This window comes from Microcoleus sp. CZ3-B2 (genome assembly GCF_036705055.1).
Taxonomy (GTDB): domain Bacteria; phylum Cyanobacteriota; class Cyanobacteriia; order Cyanobacteriales; family Microcoleaceae; genus Microcoleus.
Window position 1 is genome coordinate 97,144 of sequence record NZ_JAUBTN010000015.1, and the last position, 18,299, is coordinate 115,442.

The following is an 18,299-nucleotide window of genomic DNA, read 5'->3' on the forward strand; positions in this document are numbered from 1 at the left end:
AACTTCGTTCCTGAGAGAGCTTTTTAGCTTTCGGTACAGAAGTTGCTCCCTTTCAACGGTAAAATAAAATGCCAATTGCTTTTTGATGCCGTCGGCTAGACTGCGGCTTTAAGCTGACACCGCTCAAAAACTGATACAATCCCCAGACTCCTGTCGTGGAGAGATCGAACATTTTAGACCGAGGTTCCTGCTTTGGTGACTCACTCAGCCACCAGTAAATCTCAAATCGAAAAATGGCAAATCTAAAATCGACTGACTGTAGTTCCCCCGTGCCCTCCGGCGACGGGATTGCCCGCAAAAATTTATTATATGATTTCCAGTAACGACTTCCGAACAGGTGTTTCAATTGAATGGAATAACGGCGTGTGGCGGGTTATCGAATTCCTCCACGTCAAGCCAGGAAAAGGCTCAGCTTTTGTGCGGACAAAATTAAAAAACGTCCAAACAGGAAGCGTAGTAGAACAAACTTTCCGGGCTGGCGAGACTATGCCTCAAGCCAATCTCGAAAAGAGCTCGATGCAGCATACCTATAAAGAAGGCGACCAGTTTGTCTTTATGGATATGGAAACTTACGAGGAAAGTCGCCTCAGTGCTAAGGAAATAGGCGATCGTGTCAAATATCTCACTGAAGGAATGGAAGTCAGCATCCTTCGCTGGAATGACCAAATCATGGAAGTGGATCTGCCCAACTCTGTCGTCTTGGAAGTGACGCAAACCGATCCCGGAGTCAAAGGAGATACTGCCACCGGTGGCAGCAAACCCGCCATCCTCTCCACCGGCGCTCAGATTATGGTGCCTCTATTTATTTCGATTGGAGAACGGATTCGGATTGATACTCGTGAAGACAAGTACCTCGGTCGAGAGTAGAAACGACGGAGGAAAAGGGAGTTTTGAGCTTGGGTTTTAGAGTTTTGAGTTAAACAGCTAAAAATTCCACACTGATCGCTCAAAGCTTAAAAACCATCCCTTTTATCTCCAAACTCGGTGAGTTTGCTAGCTTCGCCGGATTCCTAATTTTCAATTATCAATTCTCAATTACCCTTTAATTTGCTGTGGAATTAGACTTAAACCAGCTTTGCGAATTGCTAACTGTTTTAGACAAAACAGGCATTTCGGAACTGACGTTAAAAAGTGGGGAGCTTGAACTGACAGTACGCAAAGGCATTCTAGCCAGCGAACCAAGCACCGCTGCAGCGCTCCCTGCTGCTGCTGCTGCTGCGACAATCGCTCCGATCGCCTTGGGTGCTGCTAGCTCCACTGCGGCATCACCGGATGCTGTGGGCGAAAATTCAGGAGCGGCTCAGGCTCATCCCCCTGCTGCCGTTTCTGCTGCCGTTTCTCCTCCTGTCGATACCAAATGGGTGCCAATTATCTCGCCGATGGTAGGAACCTTTTATCGCGCTGCAGGCCCCGATGAGCCACCTTTTGTCAATGTGGGCGATCGGATCAAAGTCAGCCAGACAGTTTGTATTATCGAAGCGATGAAGCTGATGAACGAAATTGATGCTGATGAAGTGTCCGGTCAAGTGATGGAAATTTTAGTTCAAAATGCGGAACCTGTCGAATACGGTCAAGTTTTGATGCGAATTAATCCGGATTGAAAGATTACTTTATTGTTATGGAATAAATCCTAATATTTCCAAATCGCTTCTCTCCGGTGAGTTTGATGAAGTCATCCCAGCCTGTCCCGCAAGAGGTTGTGCAACAAGTTGCTGAGTATTTCAGCATCCTGAGCGAACCAATGCGTTTACGAATTTTGAACTTGCTTCGCGACGGCGAAAAATGCGTGCAAGAGTTGGTGGAAGCTACTCAAACGAGTCAAGCCAATGTTTCTAAGCACCTCAAACTTATGGTGCAAGCTGGTATCCTCACTCGCCGGAGCGAAGGGACTTCAGCTTATTATAAGGTGCAGGACGAGTTAATTTTTGAGCTGTGCAATATGGTGTGCGATCGGCTTGCTACCAGGATCGAAGAGCAAGCCTTGCACTTTAGGGCATTTAGCGTGACATCAAATACTAAAAATTAGTTTTTAGTTGTTAGTTGTTAGTTGTTAGTTGTTAGTCCTTAGTCCTTAGTCCTTAGTTGTTACAGCAATCCTTGCAGGATTTGCAGGACTATTCCTTACCATGCTCTTCGAGAGCATGGCAGATGGTTCGGCTCTGCCGATTTTAACAGCGGAGGCTCTGCCTCGCTTACATGGGTTTCCAGGCTCTGGGAAAGCCACCAGTTAACGTCATTAGTCACAAGTGCGATCGCCCCCGAATAGCAAACGTCATTAGTCCCCAGCCATCAGTTATATCAAATCCAGTAACTGCGGAATTATACCTGACAAACGAGCGGGACACTTAGCTGCACGATCGCACTGCACTCAGAAAATATTATTTTTTGTAAAATATAAAAATATCATCAGTTATCAGTTATCAGTTATCAATCCCTACTTTTTTCATTCCGATCGATGATCTTTGCAAGCGGGGACAGCACTAATGACTAATAACTAATGACTCCTAATTTTTAAAGAGGAAAATTTTTGTCAAAACTTTGGCGGGTACTCGGCTGAGCAACCTCCAAACCTTCGCCACCCAAAAGTTCTAAAGGCTTGCCATCCACCGAAATCCAAACCTTAGCATTCGGTTTTAAACTCGTAGCCGTATAGATAACTTGCCCTAACCGGCCAGTCATCGAAGTGCTGCCTCCGCCCGAAGTAAATTCGGCCGACAAATCGACATAAACTCCGTCATTCTTGACACTCAAACTGCGGAGTTTTGTCCCCTGGGGAATTTCGCTATAAACAGTTGCATCCTTGGGCCCAGCCAACAAACTGTTAAAAGCAGCTTCTAAAGCTGTATCAGGCTCGTCAGCAGGTTTGACAGCTACTTTGGTAGGAACTGCTTCAAATTTACCACCGGCCCCTTTAACCCAGTAAACTTGGACTGTTGGAGCACCAGCCTCCGGCAAAGGCTTTGGCTGTGGCGACTTGGAAACCAGAGCCTGCTGTGGCAGAGTCTGTGGAGTCTGAGCCTGCGGCACCTCAACAGGATTGGGAGGAGGTACGGGAATAATTACAGCAGGGGATTCTGCAGGAGTTGGGGACAGCGCCGGAGCGGTAGTCGGAGCGGAGGAGTGCGTCTCTGCGGAGTTTGGCGAACGGTTCGCCGTCCACAAGGCAATACCCCCTCCCGCTGCTAAAGCGAACCCGCAAACACCGGCAATGACTGCTGTGGAGATGCGGCTTACTTCTGGTCCATCTTTCATAATACAAATCCTCCGCACACTTTGAAAGTTTGATTTAGTAAAAAGCGATCGCCGTTGACCGCTTGCTTATAAACTACTTCATTTCATTGTAAAGTTCCCGGAAGACTAGATCTGCCAACTTTCGGCAACTGGCATTTCGAGCGTCTGCTAGCCGACCGCCGCGTTTTTTTGTTTCATCTGCCTCGAAGGCGCGACCGACGAAGTATTCTCGCAGCTCCAATTGGACAGGGGTGTAACTCCGTCCTTTGGCGTTCTGCGGCTCAATGCGACAGTTGATGTAAGTCCAAAGAGTCGATCGCGTGTTGGCGCATCCCGTCCAGTTTCCCCCACCGCGACCGGCTTTGACTTGGCCGCTAGATTTCTCAACCTTGCCAAGACCGCAAGCTTGCCGGAATCTTCGGAGCGCTCGCTTCTTGGGCAAGCACAGAAAATCTTCAAAAGGGAAGATTCTAGAAAGAATCCATCCGCGCTCGCGGTAGCCGAAGGCAAACCGGTCAAACACCCGATGGTATCGATCGAAGTCAGGCTCGCAAAGCAGGTTGATTAGTCTGAGTTCAATTTGTGCCTCGGTGTCGTGAAGGTCGCAAAGTGCCGATGCAAATTGGCGCGTCATTTCGGAGATGTTTGCCCGATCGCACTTTTGCTCTTTTTCGTAATGATTGTTAAACCGCGAGAGGATGCTTTTAGAGAGGAAGTCGCCGCGACCTGCGAGCCACGCCCAAAATGCCGGTGGTTTTCCGACATCGAGAGAGCCGTTCGCTCTCTGCGATTTGACCGTCGCGCGCGCTGGATATTCCCAGGCAAGGCGGCCTTTGATTGAGTTGATGAAGCTCGTTTGCTTGCGCGTCGTGGTTTTTAAGTCCAGCAGCGCGCGCCGCATCTGTTCAATTTTTGGATCGAGTTCTTTCACCCAAAAGCGGCGATCGTAAACATCGAGGTAGTGGCGGCGGTAAAGTTCGCACATCACCAGCGCGTCAAACGGATCGTCTTTATTGTCGGTTCCTCCCAAGCTGCGGCGAGTTGACTTGACCATACCTTGATCCGCCGTCAAGACAAAGATGCCGTTTTTTTTGAGATGCTTGCGCCAGTAGTAAGAGTAAGTTCCGGTTCCTTCCAGTATCGCCACAGCCGGTGAGTCTCCCACTTTTACGAGCAAGTTATCAAGTTCTGTGACCTCGTAAACTGCGTGAACTTTTTCAAATTCGGGCGATAAGTAAAAATCCCTCAATGCGATTTGCGGAAAATTCTCAAGCAAAACCACATCGACACGGTGTGCCGACACGTCAATTCCTATTACTTTAAACATCACTTCCTACCTAAAAACCTCTTACATAACCCACGAATCACCCAAGGGCATTACACCCATATCCGCACAGGGGCTTAGGAGATTTATCGCGCGGTGGGGTTGGAATCCACCGCGCGTTTGCGATTAATTGGTCGTTCCCACGAGAATTTTGGGACAGCATTTAACTGTCCACCTCCTTACTGAAGAACTAGAACTAATGCGAGGACGCAACCCTTACCCGCGACTCCCCTTTAAAACGGGAGTTTCGACTGTTAGGGCAAACAGTTCATCAGGCGGGATTCACCTTGTCAAAGCTTGATGCAGTTGAGGGATATTAACGCTATGTAAACGTACAAAGCTTCGGGCTTCTTAAATTCAGTAGTGAGTCCACTCTCGGTTCGGTAAGTCTTCAAGATATCGTTAGCTATATTCACTGATTCCACTAAGCAGCGATCGTGATTTTTATGAACACCGAGATAGCCCTTTGCTCTTGCCTGCTCAATGATAAGAAGGGTCTCTCTCAACTTGCTTCGATCAAAAGCCTCGCCAAACATTCTCTCGCAGTCGGCGACGAGGCTTCTAACCAATTTGTTTTTATTGTTTGCGCTTGGATTCATGGTATTACTAAGGGTGAGAAGTAACTTTTGATAGGGCGAATTCTCGAAGGAGCGATTGAGTTGAATCCTCAATCGCTTCTGATATTAGATTTTAGAGTTCGATGCCGAACTTTCAGTCGTGGGGAGACTCCCGCACTTGCTCGGTCAACTGATTGAGAACGCTGTCCAGTAGCTCCTGCGTGAGTTCCCCGTACTCGAACTCGACCATTTCTTTGACCTCGATCATTACTTGTTCCAAATCGCGTTCGAGAAGGTTGCTCAGTATCTTAGTCGTCACTGCAGACGCAATAACAGTGGATGCGATTATGCGTTTTTCTTGTAGGGGTAAGTCCGCTAAGCCGATCGCCCGCGCAGGCCCCTCGCCGTCGCCGTCGGGAATAATCCGAATGCACTGCAAGTTCATTTCGCAACTGTCCAGACAATCAGCAAGAGTTTCTGCTAGTTCAGATAGTGCGCGGTAATTGCCCTGAAACTTCAGAATCAGATTCGCTGTATTAAAATCAACTTCTGCGATTTCCGATTTCATCTCATCGGTCATCGGCGGCATTTCTGAATGCCGATAGGTAAAAGTATTTGGTGGTTCCATTGTTGTTTTTAGTGGTAGGAAGCGATCGCCCGATCGGACGATCGCACTGGAAGCAAAGTGATGGGAATGTGAGATACGTTCAAATTACATCGCATCACCCCCTTCTGGAGGAGACAGACCGCTCGACTCCGCACCCGCAGGATTCAAGCTCCAAATATCGATCAGGTCATCGCTGCAGAAGGGAATGGCACCGTATTTACTGTGAGTTGGGGGGAAGATCGGTTCTGGCACCACAGGTAGAGGTGGCGGGAATAAATCCGACAGGTACCAGTCGCCGGAAACTAGCAAGTCCCAGATGTGGCGCAGCTTCCCGAATTTGCGTTTGAGGTGTCCCATGCTCAAAAACCAAGCACCTCCCTCACCCCTGGAGAGGTTGAGAAGAGCCGCTTCGGCCAGCGCGAGAACTCGCTTAAAACTCGGCTTTTCAACCGGCGAGATGTCTTTGGCGTGTCGAATTGTCTGAGACGGCGATCGCACTTGTTCCAGCAATTCCTGATTCCGCATTCGCAGTCGGGCAATTTCTGCGAGCGCATCTGCCAGGTCGGGATTTTCTGTCGGCTCCTGGGCTAGATCGACACCGGGGGAATTTTCTGTCGGCTCCTGGACTAGATCGACACCGGGGGAATTTTCTGTCGGCTCCTGGGCTAGATCGGCATCGAGGAAATTTTCGATTGGCCCTGAAGGAAAGGCTAGTTGCAATTCTCGCTCGATCTGATCCTTGGTGAGATAGAGACCTTCCGGGGGTTCGAGTTCGGGAAAATCGTCGTAAAAGTCGCGCTGCTCTTGGAGCCGGTCTAGTTCTTCGTCGGTCACCGGGGGAAGATAGTCGCAGTCTGCGATCGACTGAAATACCGAAAAAGGCCGATCTACAAGTGCCGCAATCCAAGTCTCTCTATAAGCTTTGTTGCCAGCGGGCACGATGCCGAGTTCCTGGGCTATCCGCTTGAGTTCCGGCAGCAGGTGTTTGTCTAAAAGTTCGCGGGTGTACGTGTGCATGATTTAAAGGAAGGGGCGAGGGGTTCGCCCCGCATTGTTGGAGTATGCAATGCAATCTATGGGAGATTTAACGCAGAGATTTAGCTAAACCAAGTTCACGCGGCCGAGCCGAATTTCTTTGTTGTGTCTACCCACTAGCAGTTTAGTGCTAGTCCTGTTTTATGTCAAGCACTAAACTGCTAGCACTTTAGTGCTACTATGAATAAAGCTGACGATGAAGAACGGAACGTACCAACCTTGAAAAGTCTTAGGGAAAGTGCAAACCTCACCCAGCCGGAACTTAGCCGCCGGATGGGGGTAGGAATTCGCATTATTGGTGACTGGGAACGGGGAGAGTCTATCCCCCGATTTGATCGAGCCATCCTTCTCGCGAAAGAGTTAGGGATACCCCTAAAAACTCTTGCTAGGTCTTTTGGTCTGAACGTAGAGAGCGTGCCAAATGATGAGTCTGTAAATTGACGATCGAACGTAAAAGGATCTCAAGTTTTGAGGCGGATGCGCGATCGGCAAAACTGACACGCTCCCAAAATACAGCTACACATAAATGCGTCTCCCATGAGAAAGCATTTATGTGTAGCGCAACAATAAAGAATCTCTCAATACTATGCAGAGACAACTATCTATATTTGATAGCCTTCAACCGCTTGACATACCACAAGTCAGCCTAAGACCTGGCGACTGGGTGAAGCTGCGGCGTAAGACTCCCCACGCTGCTCACTGGAAAAAAGGCGAGATTGTGCAGATTGAATCTGTACACCCGGTTAATGGTTGCGGCCGATTTTGGAATGAGCGGGCGAACGATTGGGGATACTTGTATCCCGATGACGTGACGGTGACGTTGCCGCCGAGGGATTCAGTGTCGCCGGGGGCGATCGAGCAATCTGTTACAGAATTAGAACCCCAGCCGACTGTTACAGAATTAGCAGTCACGCCAGTTGTTACAGAATTGGAACCCGCACCGGGGGCGATCGAGCAATCTGTTACAGAATTGGAACCCCAGCCGACTGTTACAGAATTAGCAGTCACGCCAGTTGTTACAGAATTGGAACCCGCACCGGGGGCGATCGAGCAATCTGTTACAGGCCCGGTGTCTACTTACTGGCCGCGAGGCACTGCCGGTCGCGGCGAATATTTCCGATTTAGCTACCGTGCCGGAACCAAGGTTAAGCACAAGCACATTCCCGGCGGAAATACTGGTTCAATTTTGGCTCAATCTAGAGCGGCCGAAGTGATGGAACTTTCGGCCGCTGGAGTTCCGGCACTTGAAATCTGCGAGCATATCAAGCGCTGGAGCACTCGAGCTCGATGCCCGACGTGGTGAACCCAGAACTCGCCGTCGTAGGCGCAAGCCCTAGCAATCAACCCGAAACTGTAATGTAAATTTTCACCGCTAACCCTAGTGTTGTAACCTTTCGGGAACCATTCGCCATAAGGATCGTTCACCAACAAGCCCGCTTCGTCGTAGCCTCGCACAACAATGATGTGGCCCGACCTGGTGAACATCCCGTGAATGATGCAGGGGTTGTTGTTGTCGATCGACTTCTTGATGGAGTCAATCGACCCGTTCCAGGTGAAGTCATCTTGGCAGCCGTAAGCACGAATCACTTTCGCGATATCCTCTGCAGAATGGCGGCTGAGTTTGCGATCGTAAACCCACTCGAAAAGCTCGTCCTCTAATTGTCGCGCCGAGTTTTTCGGTCTGATGCCGTGGTAATCCAAAACCATCGCCGCCGAAGTTAGATTGCAAGTCCCTTCCGGGTGATAGACATTGTCTAGTTGCGAGAAGTGGCGGACGTTTAAATTTTTCATTCTTTATCTCTTCTGGGTGCAGGAACTAACAATCCAATCAGTGAGCCAACGCACCCCGAAGCCAGCCCGGTCAATTCTTGCGGTATCCTCTTATCTTGGGAAGCTAGCGAGATACCCCCAACCGCAACAGAACTCGATATCAAACAGAGGGCAAACACAATTGTTCGATAGCTCCAAACGTCAGACATGATCAATATCCCTTAGATTCCCGTGTCGCTATCCCTGTAACTTCTACTGAAAAACTCTTCTATTTCCGAAGGTGTTTCTCGAATGTGATAACCGTGATTAACCGAATTAAACTTTTCTAAATCGTTTAGGCGCGATTGCAAAACTACAATCAGACCCATCGAAGCGTCGAGCCTTTGCTGAATTTTTACCAGCCGTCTAATCCCCGAATTATTGGCAACCCAAAGCGCCAGCAATCCCGAAAGGATGCTTATGCAGAGAGAAATAAACGTAACAGTTTGCATTTACAAAGATTGCTTTATTTGAACCTCGAAAGATTCTATCCAGGGTTTAGGGTAGAACTTCAAGGAGTAATACTCCTGGCCCTCAACTCCAGGAAAACTTATCAGTTTCCAAGCGTTGAGCGGCAAAACAGTAGACGCGCCCTCTATATCTACTTCCCAAAGCGTCCCGAAAGTCTGCACCAATTCCCCAGCAACGCGCCAAGATGCCTTAGCAGTTGGCGAAGTGACTAATACCAACGCAATGGGCAAGTATAAATCGATCGGGAAGCGAATTGGCTCGACTTCCCAACTGACATCTCGATAAAATTGCCCCGAATAAGTCGGAGTAATCATTCACCGCTCTTAAAAGAAGCTAGTGGCTTCAATTTAGAAGGCTCTGTTAGAGTCGAATCGATATTTACCCGTGTTCCGCTTTCCAATATAAAATAAGTCGGTCTTCGGTTTGCATCAAAAGCTGTATTTATCCAAAGAGCAATAGCAGCCGCGGACATATAAGTGGGAACTCGGAAAGTCATCCACTTTTTACGCTTGGTTCCGTTGGCCTTTACCAGCGGCGCATCCCCACCAGTTGTGGGAACTTTAATCTTCTTGTCCGGCAGTTTCCGCCCTTTGCTTGAATAACTGACCCCGTTGCCCTTGTTCGTTTCTTTTGAACTACTTGTTTTAGTAGGTCTTTTGGGCCTAGCTTTTGTGGCGGTATCCGCAACAACCACCTTTATATCATAATACTTGTAAAAGTCCTCTCTAACGTAAAAGTTGACATAAGTCGTCGGCTCTAAGTAAGCCTGAACTAATATTCGTTGAATGCCTTTCTTTTCCGTTACTTCGTCAAGCTCTTTTTTTGTGTCTTCCGTTGTCTTTGGTTTGGCTTCCATTTTAAATACCTCTTTGAGCCTAAAAGCTCAACCTGTCTTGATTGGCCAATTGCTTACAAAAGTTATTGCTGCGAGGGCAGCAATTTGAGGAAACTAAGAGAATACTTCCGTGGCGTTAGCAACTCTTCCTGCTTCTGTGTGGGTGACGGTTGTAGGAATTGTCAGCGAAGCGGAAATGACACCAGTTAATTCGTTCTGGGTAAACGATGTAATAATCGTTCGATTTTGTAGGTTTGTGGTCGTGGTACCGGATTGCAGTGTTGCAATCATTCCCAAAATTTCGAGAAGTGCATCTTCAACCGTTGTCGAAATAATAGCGTTGGCTGCTAGTGCTGTCATAAATTTTTGCCTTTAGAAGTGTCTTTCAATACTAGCGCGTCAAACCCTTACACGGCAAGGCTTTGGGTTAAAATAGTTTAGAGCGCGGACTTGTAGAACCTTAATGTTTTGTAAGTCTAGCCACAATATCAAGATAAAGTATTATTTAAGAGGTCTGTCTATCAGGAAAAACCAAAGTAAGAAATGACAAGTATCATCGCCGGACAAGGAGCAACACTCGGAGCAACCACTATTGAGGGACTGTTTATTCAATTGATTGAATACTACCAATCTCTAGAAGCAGTCGCCCAAAATACCACTAACTTTTTCTCAGGAACTTATGACTCCGACACGCTAATTTTTTCGGGGAATTTCTCTATCCCGGTCAAACTAAACGACCCCGTAAATTTAAATCTAGTTGGCGACCCAGATGCAGGCGGCTTCCCTTCGGGCACATTTTCACCCGGAACCGGGGGGACATTTACAGCGCCGCTGGCTATCAATTTTTTTATGCAAGTTATCGGCAAGCTGATGTCGTTGCAGAATGATTTCAGCAAAAATCCAAACAAGGTGCAGAACGTGACGGCAACTGTAAATTTAAACCGAAATTTATTAACCGGCAGTTTTACAGTCCCGTATACCAAGCAGGCAACGGCGACGGGGATTGCAATTAATGCCGCGTCTTACTTGCTGTAAGACAACATAAAAAGGATATTTAAATGGCTGACTATACTTTCCACAGTCTCACCGAACCGCTCAAAAACAACAGCACGATCCAAACAATTTTAGATGTGGACGCGCTCGCCGCACCGGCTAAAGCCGCGCTGGCTGCTTATGTCACGTCGCTGGGACTGCCATCAATAGAAGCTCAACATTTAACTTGGGAGAATGTCGGAGTTGCGGTTTTAATCCGTAGTTTGGCGCTCACTTATTACTTGCCATCACTCGGAACCCAAACGCCGGCCGCCGATGTTAAGCGGACATCAACCCTCCGGGATAGGGTGACTGAGATGCAGAAATTACAGTCAGGTTATCCCAAGTGTCAGATGCTCATCTATGGGAAAACTACGCCGGCGAGCGAGTGGATATGGTTAAACACCGAGGTTATCCAAAACTCAGGCAATCAAGTTAACACGCTTAAGCTGTTGCCCTACATTAACCAGATGGAGGACTTCGCGCCCGGTCGCGGATGTGCGATCGGGATTCAGTTTATAGCAGACCTCGCGACGGGTGCGACGCTTCCGCAAGCGGGCGATCGAATCACGGCTCAAGGAAGTGTATTTCTCGATGTTAACCCGATCGCCGACTCAAAAAAAAATGATGGGGCAAGCGAGTTAGAGTCGAGGCTCGCCGCGCTCGAAACATTACTGCAACCGTTCGGCGCGGCGACCGCAGAAACTGCAGGCACAACTGGATTAGTGCCTGGCGCGGCCGTCGGGCAAACTGACTTTTTACTCAGAAGTGATCGCACTTGGCAAACTCCGACGGCATTCGTGCGGATGGTTGGCGAGCAATTGATAGAAGGAATTAAAACCTTCGCTCAAACAATTGTGGGAAATAAAACTATTCGATCTACTGGCTCTGATAGTTTAAGTACGTTGTCAAGTGAAAGTCAATCTTTCATGTTTAGTACGGGAAGTGGTGGATATTTTGGCCTTGCTTCTGCTGTCGCCCCGACCAATAGAAAATTAATAGATTTCGGATTATCAGATGCCGGGGTTTTCACTATAAGACGGTTAAATGATGCTTATAACGCAGTCGTTTCAACTTTGTTAGAATTTGATGCTGCACATAATTTAAGATTGTTCAATTTTACAAATTTTGGCGGGAATGTATCGTTAAAATTTTTGAAAATTGAGGGGACGTTGCCCTCGACTCAAGGAGGCGCAATAGAACTCCCACTCGGAGTGAGTAGCTCAAAAGTAGAGGGGATTATTCCTTTCGTTCAATTTGACAATAACGGAAGAATACCGCCAGGAAATGCAGTTAATCCCGGATGCGAGTACGGTTGTTTTATAGATGATGACGTTATAGTTATGAAGCTTCACGCTACAAATTCCGCAAACATTGTGTCCAAACCTTGGTCGTGCCTAATATTTTATAGTCCTTAATGGAATCACAAACCATGAGTAAAATTAACTTCAATACAGAAAACCCTGAAATAGAAATCACCCGTGCTATCGGCAAAAAGAGCGAGGGAAAAATCACGCTCAACACCGAGGGCGGCTCAATCGAAGTTGACCTTGGCTTTGCGTCCGTCGGCGCGACAACCGACTACGGCGGCGCAATATCTGTCGGGCTATTAGGGCAAGAGATAGTTTGGGGTAGAGAAGGCGGAACTATTCACATCGGAATTGGCGGCTTCGCTGTCGATGTTGAGGCGAGGGACTGCATCGTCACCGAAACTAAGTCGATTTTCGGGCAAATTGTAGCTCAAAGAAGTTACCCAGATCCGGGTTGCAAGCTGCCAGATCCGCCGACCCCGACCCCGACACCGACACCGACACCGGGCCCGGACGGCGGAATAGATTTGCCAAATACTGAGGATATCGGCTGGGTTATTTTTAATATGCGGGAACTGTACTACTTGCCCTATGCACGAATTCCAGGTTACGACAATACTACTATCAGAACGGCCTCTAACATAAAAGAAAAAGATAGGACAGCTAGCTCTTTGCCTTTTAAGCTTGTTTCTACTAAAAATCGCTACAACGCCCTGGATTACACTATTGAGCAGGGGACAGCGATTCACACTCTCCAGACTTATACAACAACTGGAACGTTCGGGAATATGTCAATCAGTGCTTGCCAAAAATATCCCCCGTATACTTATGGTTTCGATTTTGTCGCTGCTTTTTACGGAAAAGTGGGAACAATTAAGCAGTTTATAGAACTTAACAAGCAAAATACCGATGCAGCCATTGCGGACAGATTGACAAACTCAATCCATACTTCTCGTTCTTTCTTCTTTTATATTCCAACTCTTTTTATTCCGCTAACTCCTTCCAAGCCCACAGCGCCAAAACCGTTTTTACCTACAGGAAACAAGCCGCCCATGAAAGATTGCTGCGAAGATGTTTTGGATATGCTCGAAGACATTAAAGAAGCATATGCCGTGGATCGAATTCTAAAAGATAAATTCCCGGTGTCGAATGTTTTTATGGCCCCAGGATGCGACCCGGCAAGCCAAACCATCGCTAAAAATTTCTACGAGATTCTACAGTGCTTGTTTAGAACGCTGGCGCACGGGATGATATTCGAGCCGCGCGTAAGTATTAAAGACGGGGATGCGGCAAAAGCCGGCGACCAACCGGTCGAAACTAAATACCTCAACGCGACTGGATGGGCCTCAGCAATTGCAGAGGCACTGCTCGAAGTCAAGGACGACGGCAACGTCAGCACTAACATGGATATTAGAAACGCCTTCGCCGTAACTCAAACGATGGTAGGTTTGTCTGATGCCATCTACAGATTGAATGCACTTCTTGACTCTATTGGAGTTGAGTTAATACCTGTAGTCGAAACGGTTGACACTCCCTATAATTTGCAAATTCAAATAGGCAAGGGATTCGGCGAAGGGAACGAGAGGCAAATCGATTTAAATACGGACGAAGCAACCGAAAAGTTGTTACCGGAACTGCTAAAAGTTAAGACGAACAAGATAAAAACTGTAGAGACTCACCCGCGCAGTCGCTCAATCAAGGACATACTGGAAAGCATCGAATCAAATTTACCCACTATCAACAATGGCTAAAATTTCAACAATTACTCAAGGCGACATTAAGGTCTATCTGGGGCGAGTCGTTCGCGACGATGTGCGGCAACTCCGCCGCGAAATGGCGATGGAACGGATTAATATTTTAAAAACTGTCGGAGTAGGAAGTTTAGACAATTATATTGAGGAATGGGAGACAGACTTTTCTGGCTCTACAACCTCCACTAAACCCCCAGAAGCTAAAAATAAAAAGCTCAAACGCATCACCAAAACCAAAAGGAATCCTAAATTATGAATCCACCGGCCGGCGTAACTGCCGAAAATTCTAGTCTTGCAATTTCCCTCGGCTTAAAACTTGGCAACTGGTTTCAAGGTATCGGCAGTCAAATTGGCGGCATTCTGTCGCGAGGCCTGCTGAATGTCAAGAACTTGCTCGGCAATATGGTCAACGGGGCAAAGGAGCTATTTTCGGCGATCGCCCGCGGCGACTGGAATATTTTTAAGAATTGGCTCAAAGAGGATCCGATCGCCGCGGCGGCCGGCGCGGTCGCCGTCGTCTTAATCGGCGGCGTTGTTGTTGGCGCTGTTTCGGCTGGGGTGGCGGCCGTCGCTGCTGCGGTCGCCGGTGCTGGAACAATTGGGGGGATAACTCTGGCGGGCATCATGCCGGGATTGGTGCAGGGTGCGGTATCGGCCAGCGAGGTAATTTACAATTTCGATTTCAACAAGAGCGACGATCAACTGCTTAAAGAACTCAATCAAGGATTTATCAACTTCGCGGGTGTTGCCGGCGAATCGCTAGGTCGATCGCTTGCCAATTTCATAATTGGCGCTGACAAGCTTCCAAAATTGCGAGTAGACAGAAACGCGATGCGAACGTTATTTCTCGTTTTGGAGGATGAATCTGACACCGGCGAAGAAATACTCGAAGAACTCAGCACGATTGGGTGGGCAATTTTCAAATTAGCAAGACAAGCTTTGTTTTCGATCGGGTTTATGAATTTTAGAAAATGGGCCAAGCAAAATGTCAAAACTGGCATTCCGTGGGTTGATAAAGCTATTGCGAGCTGGGGAACTGGTAAGCCGCTAATTATCAGCGAGAAAGTCAACGAATTTTATGAAGCTGTAGAAAAAGACAATGCCGCGCTCGGCAACTTTTTAGAGAACTTTGGCGAGGGTTTTGGAGAGGGAACCAAAGAAGCAGTTATCCGCCGCTTCGTCTCTTACGCTTAAATACCGGAGCCGACAGCATGACAGACGAACGAACGCAGAATAAAGTCGCCAGGATTCTCGCTAAAAGTGACATTACTTTTACTCGCATCGACGGACAATCAAGCGACAAACCTTCAGAACAAGCGCATTTTGACGTTTACGAGCTCACTCTCGACAAGGAAGACGATCCGATAAAAATAACGATTTCGGGTAGTCAGCCATTCATCGCGCTGCAAGCAAGTTTGTTGCCAGCGATTCAGCAGTTGATTCGCGCTGAGCTTTCCCGCGCGGATTTGGCTCAAATTGTCGGCTATCCCTACGGGGATTATGTAGAGCAACACGTCGCCCCGGTATCGGTACAAATTCATTGGAGATTGTCCGGCAAGCGGCCATACGAACCGGTGAAGCTGACTAAAAAGCTCGGCGACAAAGCACCGCCGCGACCTTTCTTGACAATTCCCAACATTCACCGCTCAAAAATTACTTGGGATAATATCTTGGCAGCAGCAGGCGGCGAGAATGGCTATACCTACGGCGGCCATTATGCCGTTGCATTGATGGGCGATCGCACTACCGACGCAAAAATCGGCAAAGGCGGCCAGATGAAAGCTTATGCAAGCTCGAAGGCGGCAGCGGTCGAGTTGGTAGAGCGCGCCGCCGAGTTGAGTAAATCTCGGATACTGCGGTTGGTGCACGGTGAAGAAGCGCGATCGACTAAAGTAAAAATGCGAGTGTTTCCCGCGTGGTTTCTTATTTTCAATTCTCGGCTCGCACAGAAAAACCGCGAGTTAAACATCAGGACAGACACCGGGCAAAAAATCCAACTCGGTTACAAACCGGCCGACGTGCGGGAAGTGATTCGCAAGTGTTTAGAGAAAAGTTAGGCGCTGCAGGCGATCGCACTTGGCGACATCCTCCAATCTAAAATCTAAAAATCAACGGCTGGCACGCCGTCGTAGTCGAGAATTTGTTGCAAGTCTGCCGGGGGATTCTTGGCGTAGTATTCAACCGCATCGGCTCGCAGTTCCCACGCGCGACAGTAACCCACAAAAACGATCGAACGGTACACAATTAGACCGTTTAGCGTTCGATACCACTGCAAGGCAACCGGGGCCATCCAGCGAGACAGGGCGAAGATGTGCTCTTGACCGCCGGGGATTGAGACGATCGGCCCGTAACTTAGCGGCAAGGCGACCGCGATGTGAAAGCCGTCGCGGTTGTAACAGACATTCATCATTCTAAAAAAAGTCTTGTCACAGCCTATATAAATCTTCACTGGCAATCTTTCGGCCCTGACTTGATCCGGGCGGTACCAGCCAAACACTAAAAAATCATCCTCGAATAAAGAGCCGGGGACGAAGTATTGCATCAGTTCAACAGGCAGGGCCCAAAAATCTCCTAAAACTTCTAAGATTGCCTTGCGGCCTTCTTGCGCTTCTACCCGATCAACCAAATTTAATATCTCGATTTTGGTGTTGTAAATATCAATATCTTCAACTGCTGTTATATATTTTGTGAGCTTTTGTCGGAACGCAATTTTAAACGGTGTGTTTTCCATCTTTCCTCCCTTTCCGCAAAAGTCCATCGCTCGCAATCGGTAAAGTTTAAGTCGATGCTGAATTTTGCCAAGTCTAGCGCAATCAGCGGAGTAGAACCTCCCCATATTTCTCGCGACAGTCGCGGGTTGGTTTCGTCAACCAGCGCCACGTATTTGTACTTTGTCGCCCACCTGTCAATCTCGCGGTAAGAGTAGCCGTGGAGCGAATACCAAAGACCGTCAATTCGCTTGCCTATCCATTCCGATTTCCAAATTCGGATCGAATATCCTTTGTAAAGCATGATTGTCTAGCACCTCGCTAGCAGACCGACTAGCACCCCGATAGTCAACAGTCAACAGTCAACAGTGCGATCGGACTTGTTGCAGAATAGAACGCGCCGAAAAAAGTATTCTGTAACAACTTGCCGCCGCTTCATTTTTCCCATAATGTTTTAAACCTCGCCGGGTCTAGCGCGGTATATACGACAGTGTGCTTAATCTCGCGATGGCCAAGATACTCTTGAATCAGTCGCGTGTCTGTCCCCTTTGCTGCGAGTGCGTAGCCACAACTGTGCCGCAGCATATGGTGGTGAAACGGAATCTCCAATTTGGCGATCGCACAAACCGCCGCTAAAGCTTTTGTCACGCCGTCGCGAGTCAGCGCCAAGCCAGTGCGGCTGGTGAAAATCCAAGGCGATTTTGTGGGTTGGCGCGATCGCAACTTGGAACAATAGCGGCACTCGTCGGCGGCCATTGGGTGAACTCCTGAATTGCTACCTTTGAGCCGCTTGATGTGGATGCGCGCTTCTTCTAGTTCGACCTGCTCCCACTTTAAACCGATTAACTCACTGATGCGGAGCCCGTGGCGGTAGCTTAGTAGTATAATTAAGTAATTACGGGTTGCGAGAAAACTATCTTTATTTGCCTTTGTCGCCGTCAGAAGGCGTGTTATCTCGGATTCTAGCAGGTATTCCCTATCCCGGAGTTCCAGGTTGGTCAGCCGTCCCCCTCTACAATTAACCATAAAATCTTAGTCAATCCCCACATCTAGAAGGCTTATAAATACGTTGTTTTTCGAGCTTGCGCTCTACATAACACACATTTTGTATAGTCCAACCTCTGAGAGTGTGGCGCGAATTTTGTAAGTGCTGGAACTATTGATATTACAAGGATTCTAGACGCGCAGCGCTTGCGAATTGGGGTAGTTTTGGGGAAAATCCGGGGGGCGATCGGGCGATCGCATTTAAGCAGGCTCTACTGGTTGAGTTTTCCCTTTAATCAATTTTAACTCGTCTGCCGTGTAAGTTGATTTGTCGCAAGTATACACCGTGGCGCGCGTACTTTTTAGCGAGATTGTGTTCAATGGTTGATGCTGACATACTCATTGGGGACTCCTTACAGATAGAGTGCTTCGGACGGTGAGGAGCGACTCCCGATCGGCTACATTTGTCTGTGGTTAGATTCTGGAATTGACACAATTGCATTGCTGCTAGCGAACTCTTTACGGCAAGTCTCACATATCCTGAATCCGACTATTGGAACCCTAGACCCTGACGGGGTGACAACCCCGTTAAAACATAGACTCAATCAAGGACATAGCTCTCATACCCTTCTGAAAAAATGGCAA

23 protein-coding genes are annotated in these 18,299 nt (G+C 48.0%); 11 read left to right on the forward strand and 12 right to left on the reverse strand.

Annotated features, from left to right (window positions below):
* Positions 1-309 precede the first annotated feature (309 nt).
* The 3 genes from efp (at position 310) to QUA97_RS09615 (ending at position 2,026) form a co-directional block, all read left to right on the forward strand.
* On the forward strand, positions 310-867 hold the full coding sequence (gene efp / locus QUA97_RS09605; protein WP_194011576.1) for an elongation factor P: 558 nt from the start codon (positions 310-312) through the stop codon (positions 865-867).
* Between the two features lie 185 nt (positions 868-1,052).
* Positions 1,053-1,601, forward strand: a complete 549-nt coding sequence (gene accB / locus QUA97_RS09610) for an acetyl-CoA carboxylase biotin carboxyl carrier protein (RefSeq protein WP_194069058.1) — start codon at positions 1,053-1,055, stop codon at positions 1,599-1,601.
* A gap of 65 nt (positions 1,602-1,666) precedes the next feature.
* Positions 1,667-2,026: an ArsR/SmtB family transcription factor gene (locus tag QUA97_RS09615; protein ID WP_194069056.1), complete on the forward strand. Its 360-nt coding sequence runs from the start codon at positions 1,667-1,669 to the stop codon at positions 2,024-2,026.
* A gap of 485 nt (positions 2,027-2,511) precedes the next feature.
* On the opposite strand, the gene QUA97_RS09620 is transcribed toward QUA97_RS09615, so the two are convergent.
* From QUA97_RS09620 to QUA97_RS09635, 4 genes are all read right to left on the reverse strand, one after another.
* On the reverse strand, positions 2,512-3,252 hold the full coding sequence (locus QUA97_RS09620) for a GerMN domain-containing protein (protein WP_194069054.1): 741 nt from the start codon (positions 3,250-3,252) through the stop codon (positions 2,512-2,514).
* 73 nt (positions 3,253-3,325) lie between these two features.
* Positions 3,326-4,558: an IS110 family transposase gene (locus QUA97_RS09625; RefSeq protein WP_333194486.1), complete on the reverse strand. Its 1,233-nt coding sequence runs from the start codon at positions 4,556-4,558 to the stop codon at positions 3,326-3,328.
* A gap of 708 nt (positions 4,559-5,266) precedes the next feature.
* Complete coding sequence (locus QUA97_RS09630) at positions 5,267-5,740, reverse strand: hypothetical protein (RefSeq protein WP_333194488.1); 474 nt, start codon at positions 5,738-5,740, stop codon at positions 5,267-5,269.
* A gap of 84 nt (positions 5,741-5,824) precedes the next feature.
* On the reverse strand, positions 5,825-6,736 hold the full coding sequence (locus tag QUA97_RS09635) for a hypothetical protein (RefSeq protein ID WP_333194490.1): 912 nt from the start codon (positions 6,734-6,736) through the stop codon (positions 5,825-5,827).
* A 198-nt stretch (positions 6,737-6,934) separates the two neighbouring features.
* Here QUA97_RS09635 and QUA97_RS09640 point away from each other — a divergent pair, with 198 nt between their 5' ends.
* On the forward strand, positions 6,935-7,195 hold the full coding sequence (locus QUA97_RS09640) for a helix-turn-helix domain-containing protein (RefSeq protein ID WP_194069042.1): 261 nt from the start codon (positions 6,935-6,937) through the stop codon (positions 7,193-7,195).
* Between the two features lie 145 nt (positions 7,196-7,340).
* Entirely contained in the window at positions 7,341-8,057 is a 717-nt protein-coding gene (locus QUA97_RS09645; protein WP_333194491.1) for a hypothetical protein, read from the forward strand.
* Here QUA97_RS09645 and QUA97_RS09650 read toward each other — a convergent pair.
* The 5 genes from QUA97_RS09650 to QUA97_RS09670 all read right to left on the reverse strand — a co-directional run bounded on the left by QUA97_RS09650 (position 7,946) and on the right by QUA97_RS09670 (position 10,229).
* Positions 7,946-8,545 (reverse strand): C39 family peptidase, encoded by a 600-nt coding sequence (locus QUA97_RS09650; protein ID WP_333194492.1) that lies wholly within the window; start codon positions 8,543-8,545, stop codon positions 7,946-7,948. The genes QUA97_RS09645 and QUA97_RS09650 overlap by 112 nt on opposite strands.
* Before the next feature lie 200 nt (positions 8,546-8,745).
* The gene (locus tag QUA97_RS09655) at positions 8,746-9,015 is read right to left on the reverse strand and encodes a hypothetical protein (RefSeq protein WP_333194493.1); all 270 of its coding nucleotides are present in this window, start codon (positions 9,013-9,015) and stop codon (positions 8,746-8,748) included.
* Entirely contained in the window at positions 9,016-9,348 is a 333-nt protein-coding gene (locus tag QUA97_RS09660) for a hypothetical protein (RefSeq protein WP_333194494.1), read from the reverse strand. It lies immediately after the preceding gene.
* The gene (locus QUA97_RS09665; protein ID WP_333194495.1) at positions 9,345-9,890 is read right to left on the reverse strand and encodes a hypothetical protein; all 546 of its coding nucleotides are present in this window, start codon (positions 9,888-9,890) and stop codon (positions 9,345-9,347) included. Before QUA97_RS09665 ends, QUA97_RS09660 begins: the two co-directional genes overlap by 4 nt.
* Before the next feature lie 93 nt (positions 9,891-9,983).
* Positions 9,984-10,229 carry a hypothetical protein gene (locus tag QUA97_RS09670; protein WP_333194496.1) on the reverse strand — a complete coding sequence of 82 codons (246 nt, stop codon included), beginning with the start codon at positions 10,227-10,229 and terminating at the stop codon, positions 9,984-9,986.
* A 183-nt stretch (positions 10,230-10,412) separates the two neighbouring features.
* Here QUA97_RS09670 and QUA97_RS09675 point away from each other — a divergent pair, with 183 nt between their 5' ends.
* The 6 genes from QUA97_RS09675 to QUA97_RS09700 are packed head-to-tail and all read left to right on the forward strand — an operon-like array spanning position 10,413 to position 16,019.
* Complete coding sequence (locus tag QUA97_RS09675) at positions 10,413-10,904, forward strand: hypothetical protein (protein WP_333194497.1); 492 nt, start codon at positions 10,413-10,415, stop codon at positions 10,902-10,904.
* Between the two features lie 23 nt (positions 10,905-10,927).
* The gene (locus tag QUA97_RS09680; protein WP_333194498.1) at positions 10,928-12,319 is read left to right on the forward strand and encodes a hypothetical protein; all 1,392 of its coding nucleotides are present in this window, start codon (positions 10,928-10,930) and stop codon (positions 12,317-12,319) included.
* A gap of 14 nt (positions 12,320-12,333) precedes the next feature.
* On the forward strand, positions 12,334-13,962 hold the full coding sequence (locus QUA97_RS09685; protein ID WP_333194499.1) for a hypothetical protein: 1,629 nt from the start codon (positions 12,334-12,336) through the stop codon (positions 13,960-13,962).
* A complete protein-coding gene (locus tag QUA97_RS09690; protein WP_333194500.1) occupies positions 13,955-14,218 on the forward strand; it encodes a hypothetical protein in 264 nt (87 codons plus the stop codon). Before QUA97_RS09685 ends, QUA97_RS09690 begins: the two co-directional genes overlap by 8 nt.
* Positions 14,215-15,156, forward strand: coding sequence for a hypothetical protein (locus QUA97_RS09695; RefSeq protein WP_333194501.1), 942 nt, complete (start codon positions 14,215-14,217; stop codon positions 15,154-15,156). Before QUA97_RS09690 ends, QUA97_RS09695 begins: the two co-directional genes overlap by 4 nt.
* Before the next feature lie 17 nt (positions 15,157-15,173).
* A complete protein-coding gene (locus QUA97_RS09700; protein WP_333194502.1) occupies positions 15,174-16,019 on the forward strand; it encodes a hypothetical protein in 846 nt (281 codons plus the stop codon).
* A 44-nt stretch (positions 16,020-16,063) separates the two neighbouring features.
* Here the strand turns inward: QUA97_RS09700 and QUA97_RS09705 are convergent, their stop codons facing one another.
* From QUA97_RS09705 to QUA97_RS09715, 3 genes are all read right to left on the reverse strand, one after another.
* Positions 16,064-16,693 (reverse strand): hypothetical protein, encoded by a 630-nt coding sequence (locus QUA97_RS09705; protein ID WP_333194503.1) that lies wholly within the window; start codon positions 16,691-16,693, stop codon positions 16,064-16,066.
* Positions 16,639-16,974, reverse strand: coding sequence for a hypothetical protein (locus QUA97_RS09710; RefSeq protein WP_333194504.1), 336 nt, complete (start codon positions 16,972-16,974; stop codon positions 16,639-16,641). Before QUA97_RS09710 ends, QUA97_RS09705 begins: the two co-directional genes overlap by 55 nt.
* Before the next feature lie 131 nt (positions 16,975-17,105).
* Entirely contained in the window at positions 17,106-17,696 is a 591-nt protein-coding gene (locus tag QUA97_RS09715) for a tyrosine-type recombinase/integrase (RefSeq protein WP_333194505.1), read from the reverse strand.
* Between the last annotated feature and the right edge of the window lie 603 nt (positions 17,697-18,299).

What these genes read in the sequence shown, in the direction of transcription:
- efp (WP_194011576.1), top strand. Translation starts at nt 310, where the DNA reads ATGATTTCCAGTAACGACTTCCGAACAGGTGTTTCAATTGAATGGAAT.
- QUA97_RS09615 (WP_194069056.1), top strand. Translation starts at nt 1,667, where the DNA reads ATGAAGTCATCCCAGCCTGTCCCGCAAGAGGTTGTGCAACAAGTTGCT.
- QUA97_RS09620 (WP_194069054.1), bottom strand. Translation starts at nt 3,252, where the DNA reads ATGAAAGATGGACCAGAAGTAAGCCGCATCTCCACAGCAGTCATTGCC.
- QUA97_RS09625 (WP_333194486.1), bottom strand. Translation starts at nt 4,558, where the DNA reads ATGTTTAAAGTAATAGGAATTGACGTGTCGGCACACCGTGTCGATGTG.
- QUA97_RS09630 (WP_333194488.1), bottom strand. Translation starts at nt 5,740, where the DNA reads ATGGAACCACCAAATACTTTTACCTATCGGCATTCAGAAATGCCGCCG.
- QUA97_RS09635 (WP_333194490.1), bottom strand. Translation starts at nt 6,736, where the DNA reads ATGCACACGTACACCCGCGAACTTTTAGACAAACACCTGCTGCCGGAA.
- QUA97_RS09640 (WP_194069042.1), top strand. Translation starts at nt 6,935, where the DNA reads ATGAATAAAGCTGACGATGAAGAACGGAACGTACCAACCTTGAAAAGT.
- QUA97_RS09645 (WP_333194491.1), top strand. Translation starts at nt 7,341, where the DNA reads ATGCAGAGACAACTATCTATATTTGATAGCCTTCAACCGCTTGACATA.
- QUA97_RS09650 (WP_333194492.1), bottom strand. Translation starts at nt 8,545, where the DNA reads ATGAAAAATTTAAACGTCCGCCACTTCTCGCAACTAGACAATGTCTAT.
- QUA97_RS09655 (WP_333194493.1), bottom strand. Translation starts at nt 9,015, where the DNA reads ATGCAAACTGTTACGTTTATTTCTCTCTGCATAAGCATCCTTTCGGGA.
- QUA97_RS09660 (WP_333194494.1), bottom strand. Translation starts at nt 9,348, where the DNA reads ATGATTACTCCGACTTATTCGGGGCAATTTTATCGAGATGTCAGTTGG.
- QUA97_RS09665 (WP_333194495.1), bottom strand. Translation starts at nt 9,890, where the DNA reads ATGGAAGCCAAACCAAAGACAACGGAAGACACAAAAAAAGAGCTTGAC.
- QUA97_RS09670 (WP_333194496.1), bottom strand. Translation starts at nt 10,229, where the DNA reads ATGACAGCACTAGCAGCCAACGCTATTATTTCGACAACGGTTGAAGAT.
- QUA97_RS09675 (WP_333194497.1), top strand. Translation starts at nt 10,413, where the DNA reads ATGACAAGTATCATCGCCGGACAAGGAGCAACACTCGGAGCAACCACT.
- QUA97_RS09680 (WP_333194498.1), top strand. Translation starts at nt 10,928, where the DNA reads ATGGCTGACTATACTTTCCACAGTCTCACCGAACCGCTCAAAAACAAC.
- QUA97_RS09685 (WP_333194499.1), top strand. Translation starts at nt 12,334, where the DNA reads ATGAGTAAAATTAACTTCAATACAGAAAACCCTGAAATAGAAATCACC.
- QUA97_RS09690 (WP_333194500.1), top strand. Translation starts at nt 13,955, where the DNA reads ATGGCTAAAATTTCAACAATTACTCAAGGCGACATTAAGGTCTATCTG.
- QUA97_RS09695 (WP_333194501.1), top strand. Translation starts at nt 14,215, where the DNA reads ATGAATCCACCGGCCGGCGTAACTGCCGAAAATTCTAGTCTTGCAATT.
- QUA97_RS09700 (WP_333194502.1), top strand. Translation starts at nt 15,174, where the DNA reads ATGACAGACGAACGAACGCAGAATAAAGTCGCCAGGATTCTCGCTAAA.
- QUA97_RS09705 (WP_333194503.1), bottom strand. Translation starts at nt 16,693, where the DNA reads ATGGAAAACACACCGTTTAAAATTGCGTTCCGACAAAAGCTCACAAAA.
- QUA97_RS09710 (WP_333194504.1), bottom strand. Translation starts at nt 16,974, where the DNA reads ATGCTTTACAAAGGATATTCGATCCGAATTTGGAAATCGGAATGGATA.
- QUA97_RS09715 (WP_333194505.1), bottom strand. Translation starts at nt 17,696, where the DNA reads ATGGTTAATTGTAGAGGGGGACGGCTGACCAACCTGGAACTCCGGGAT.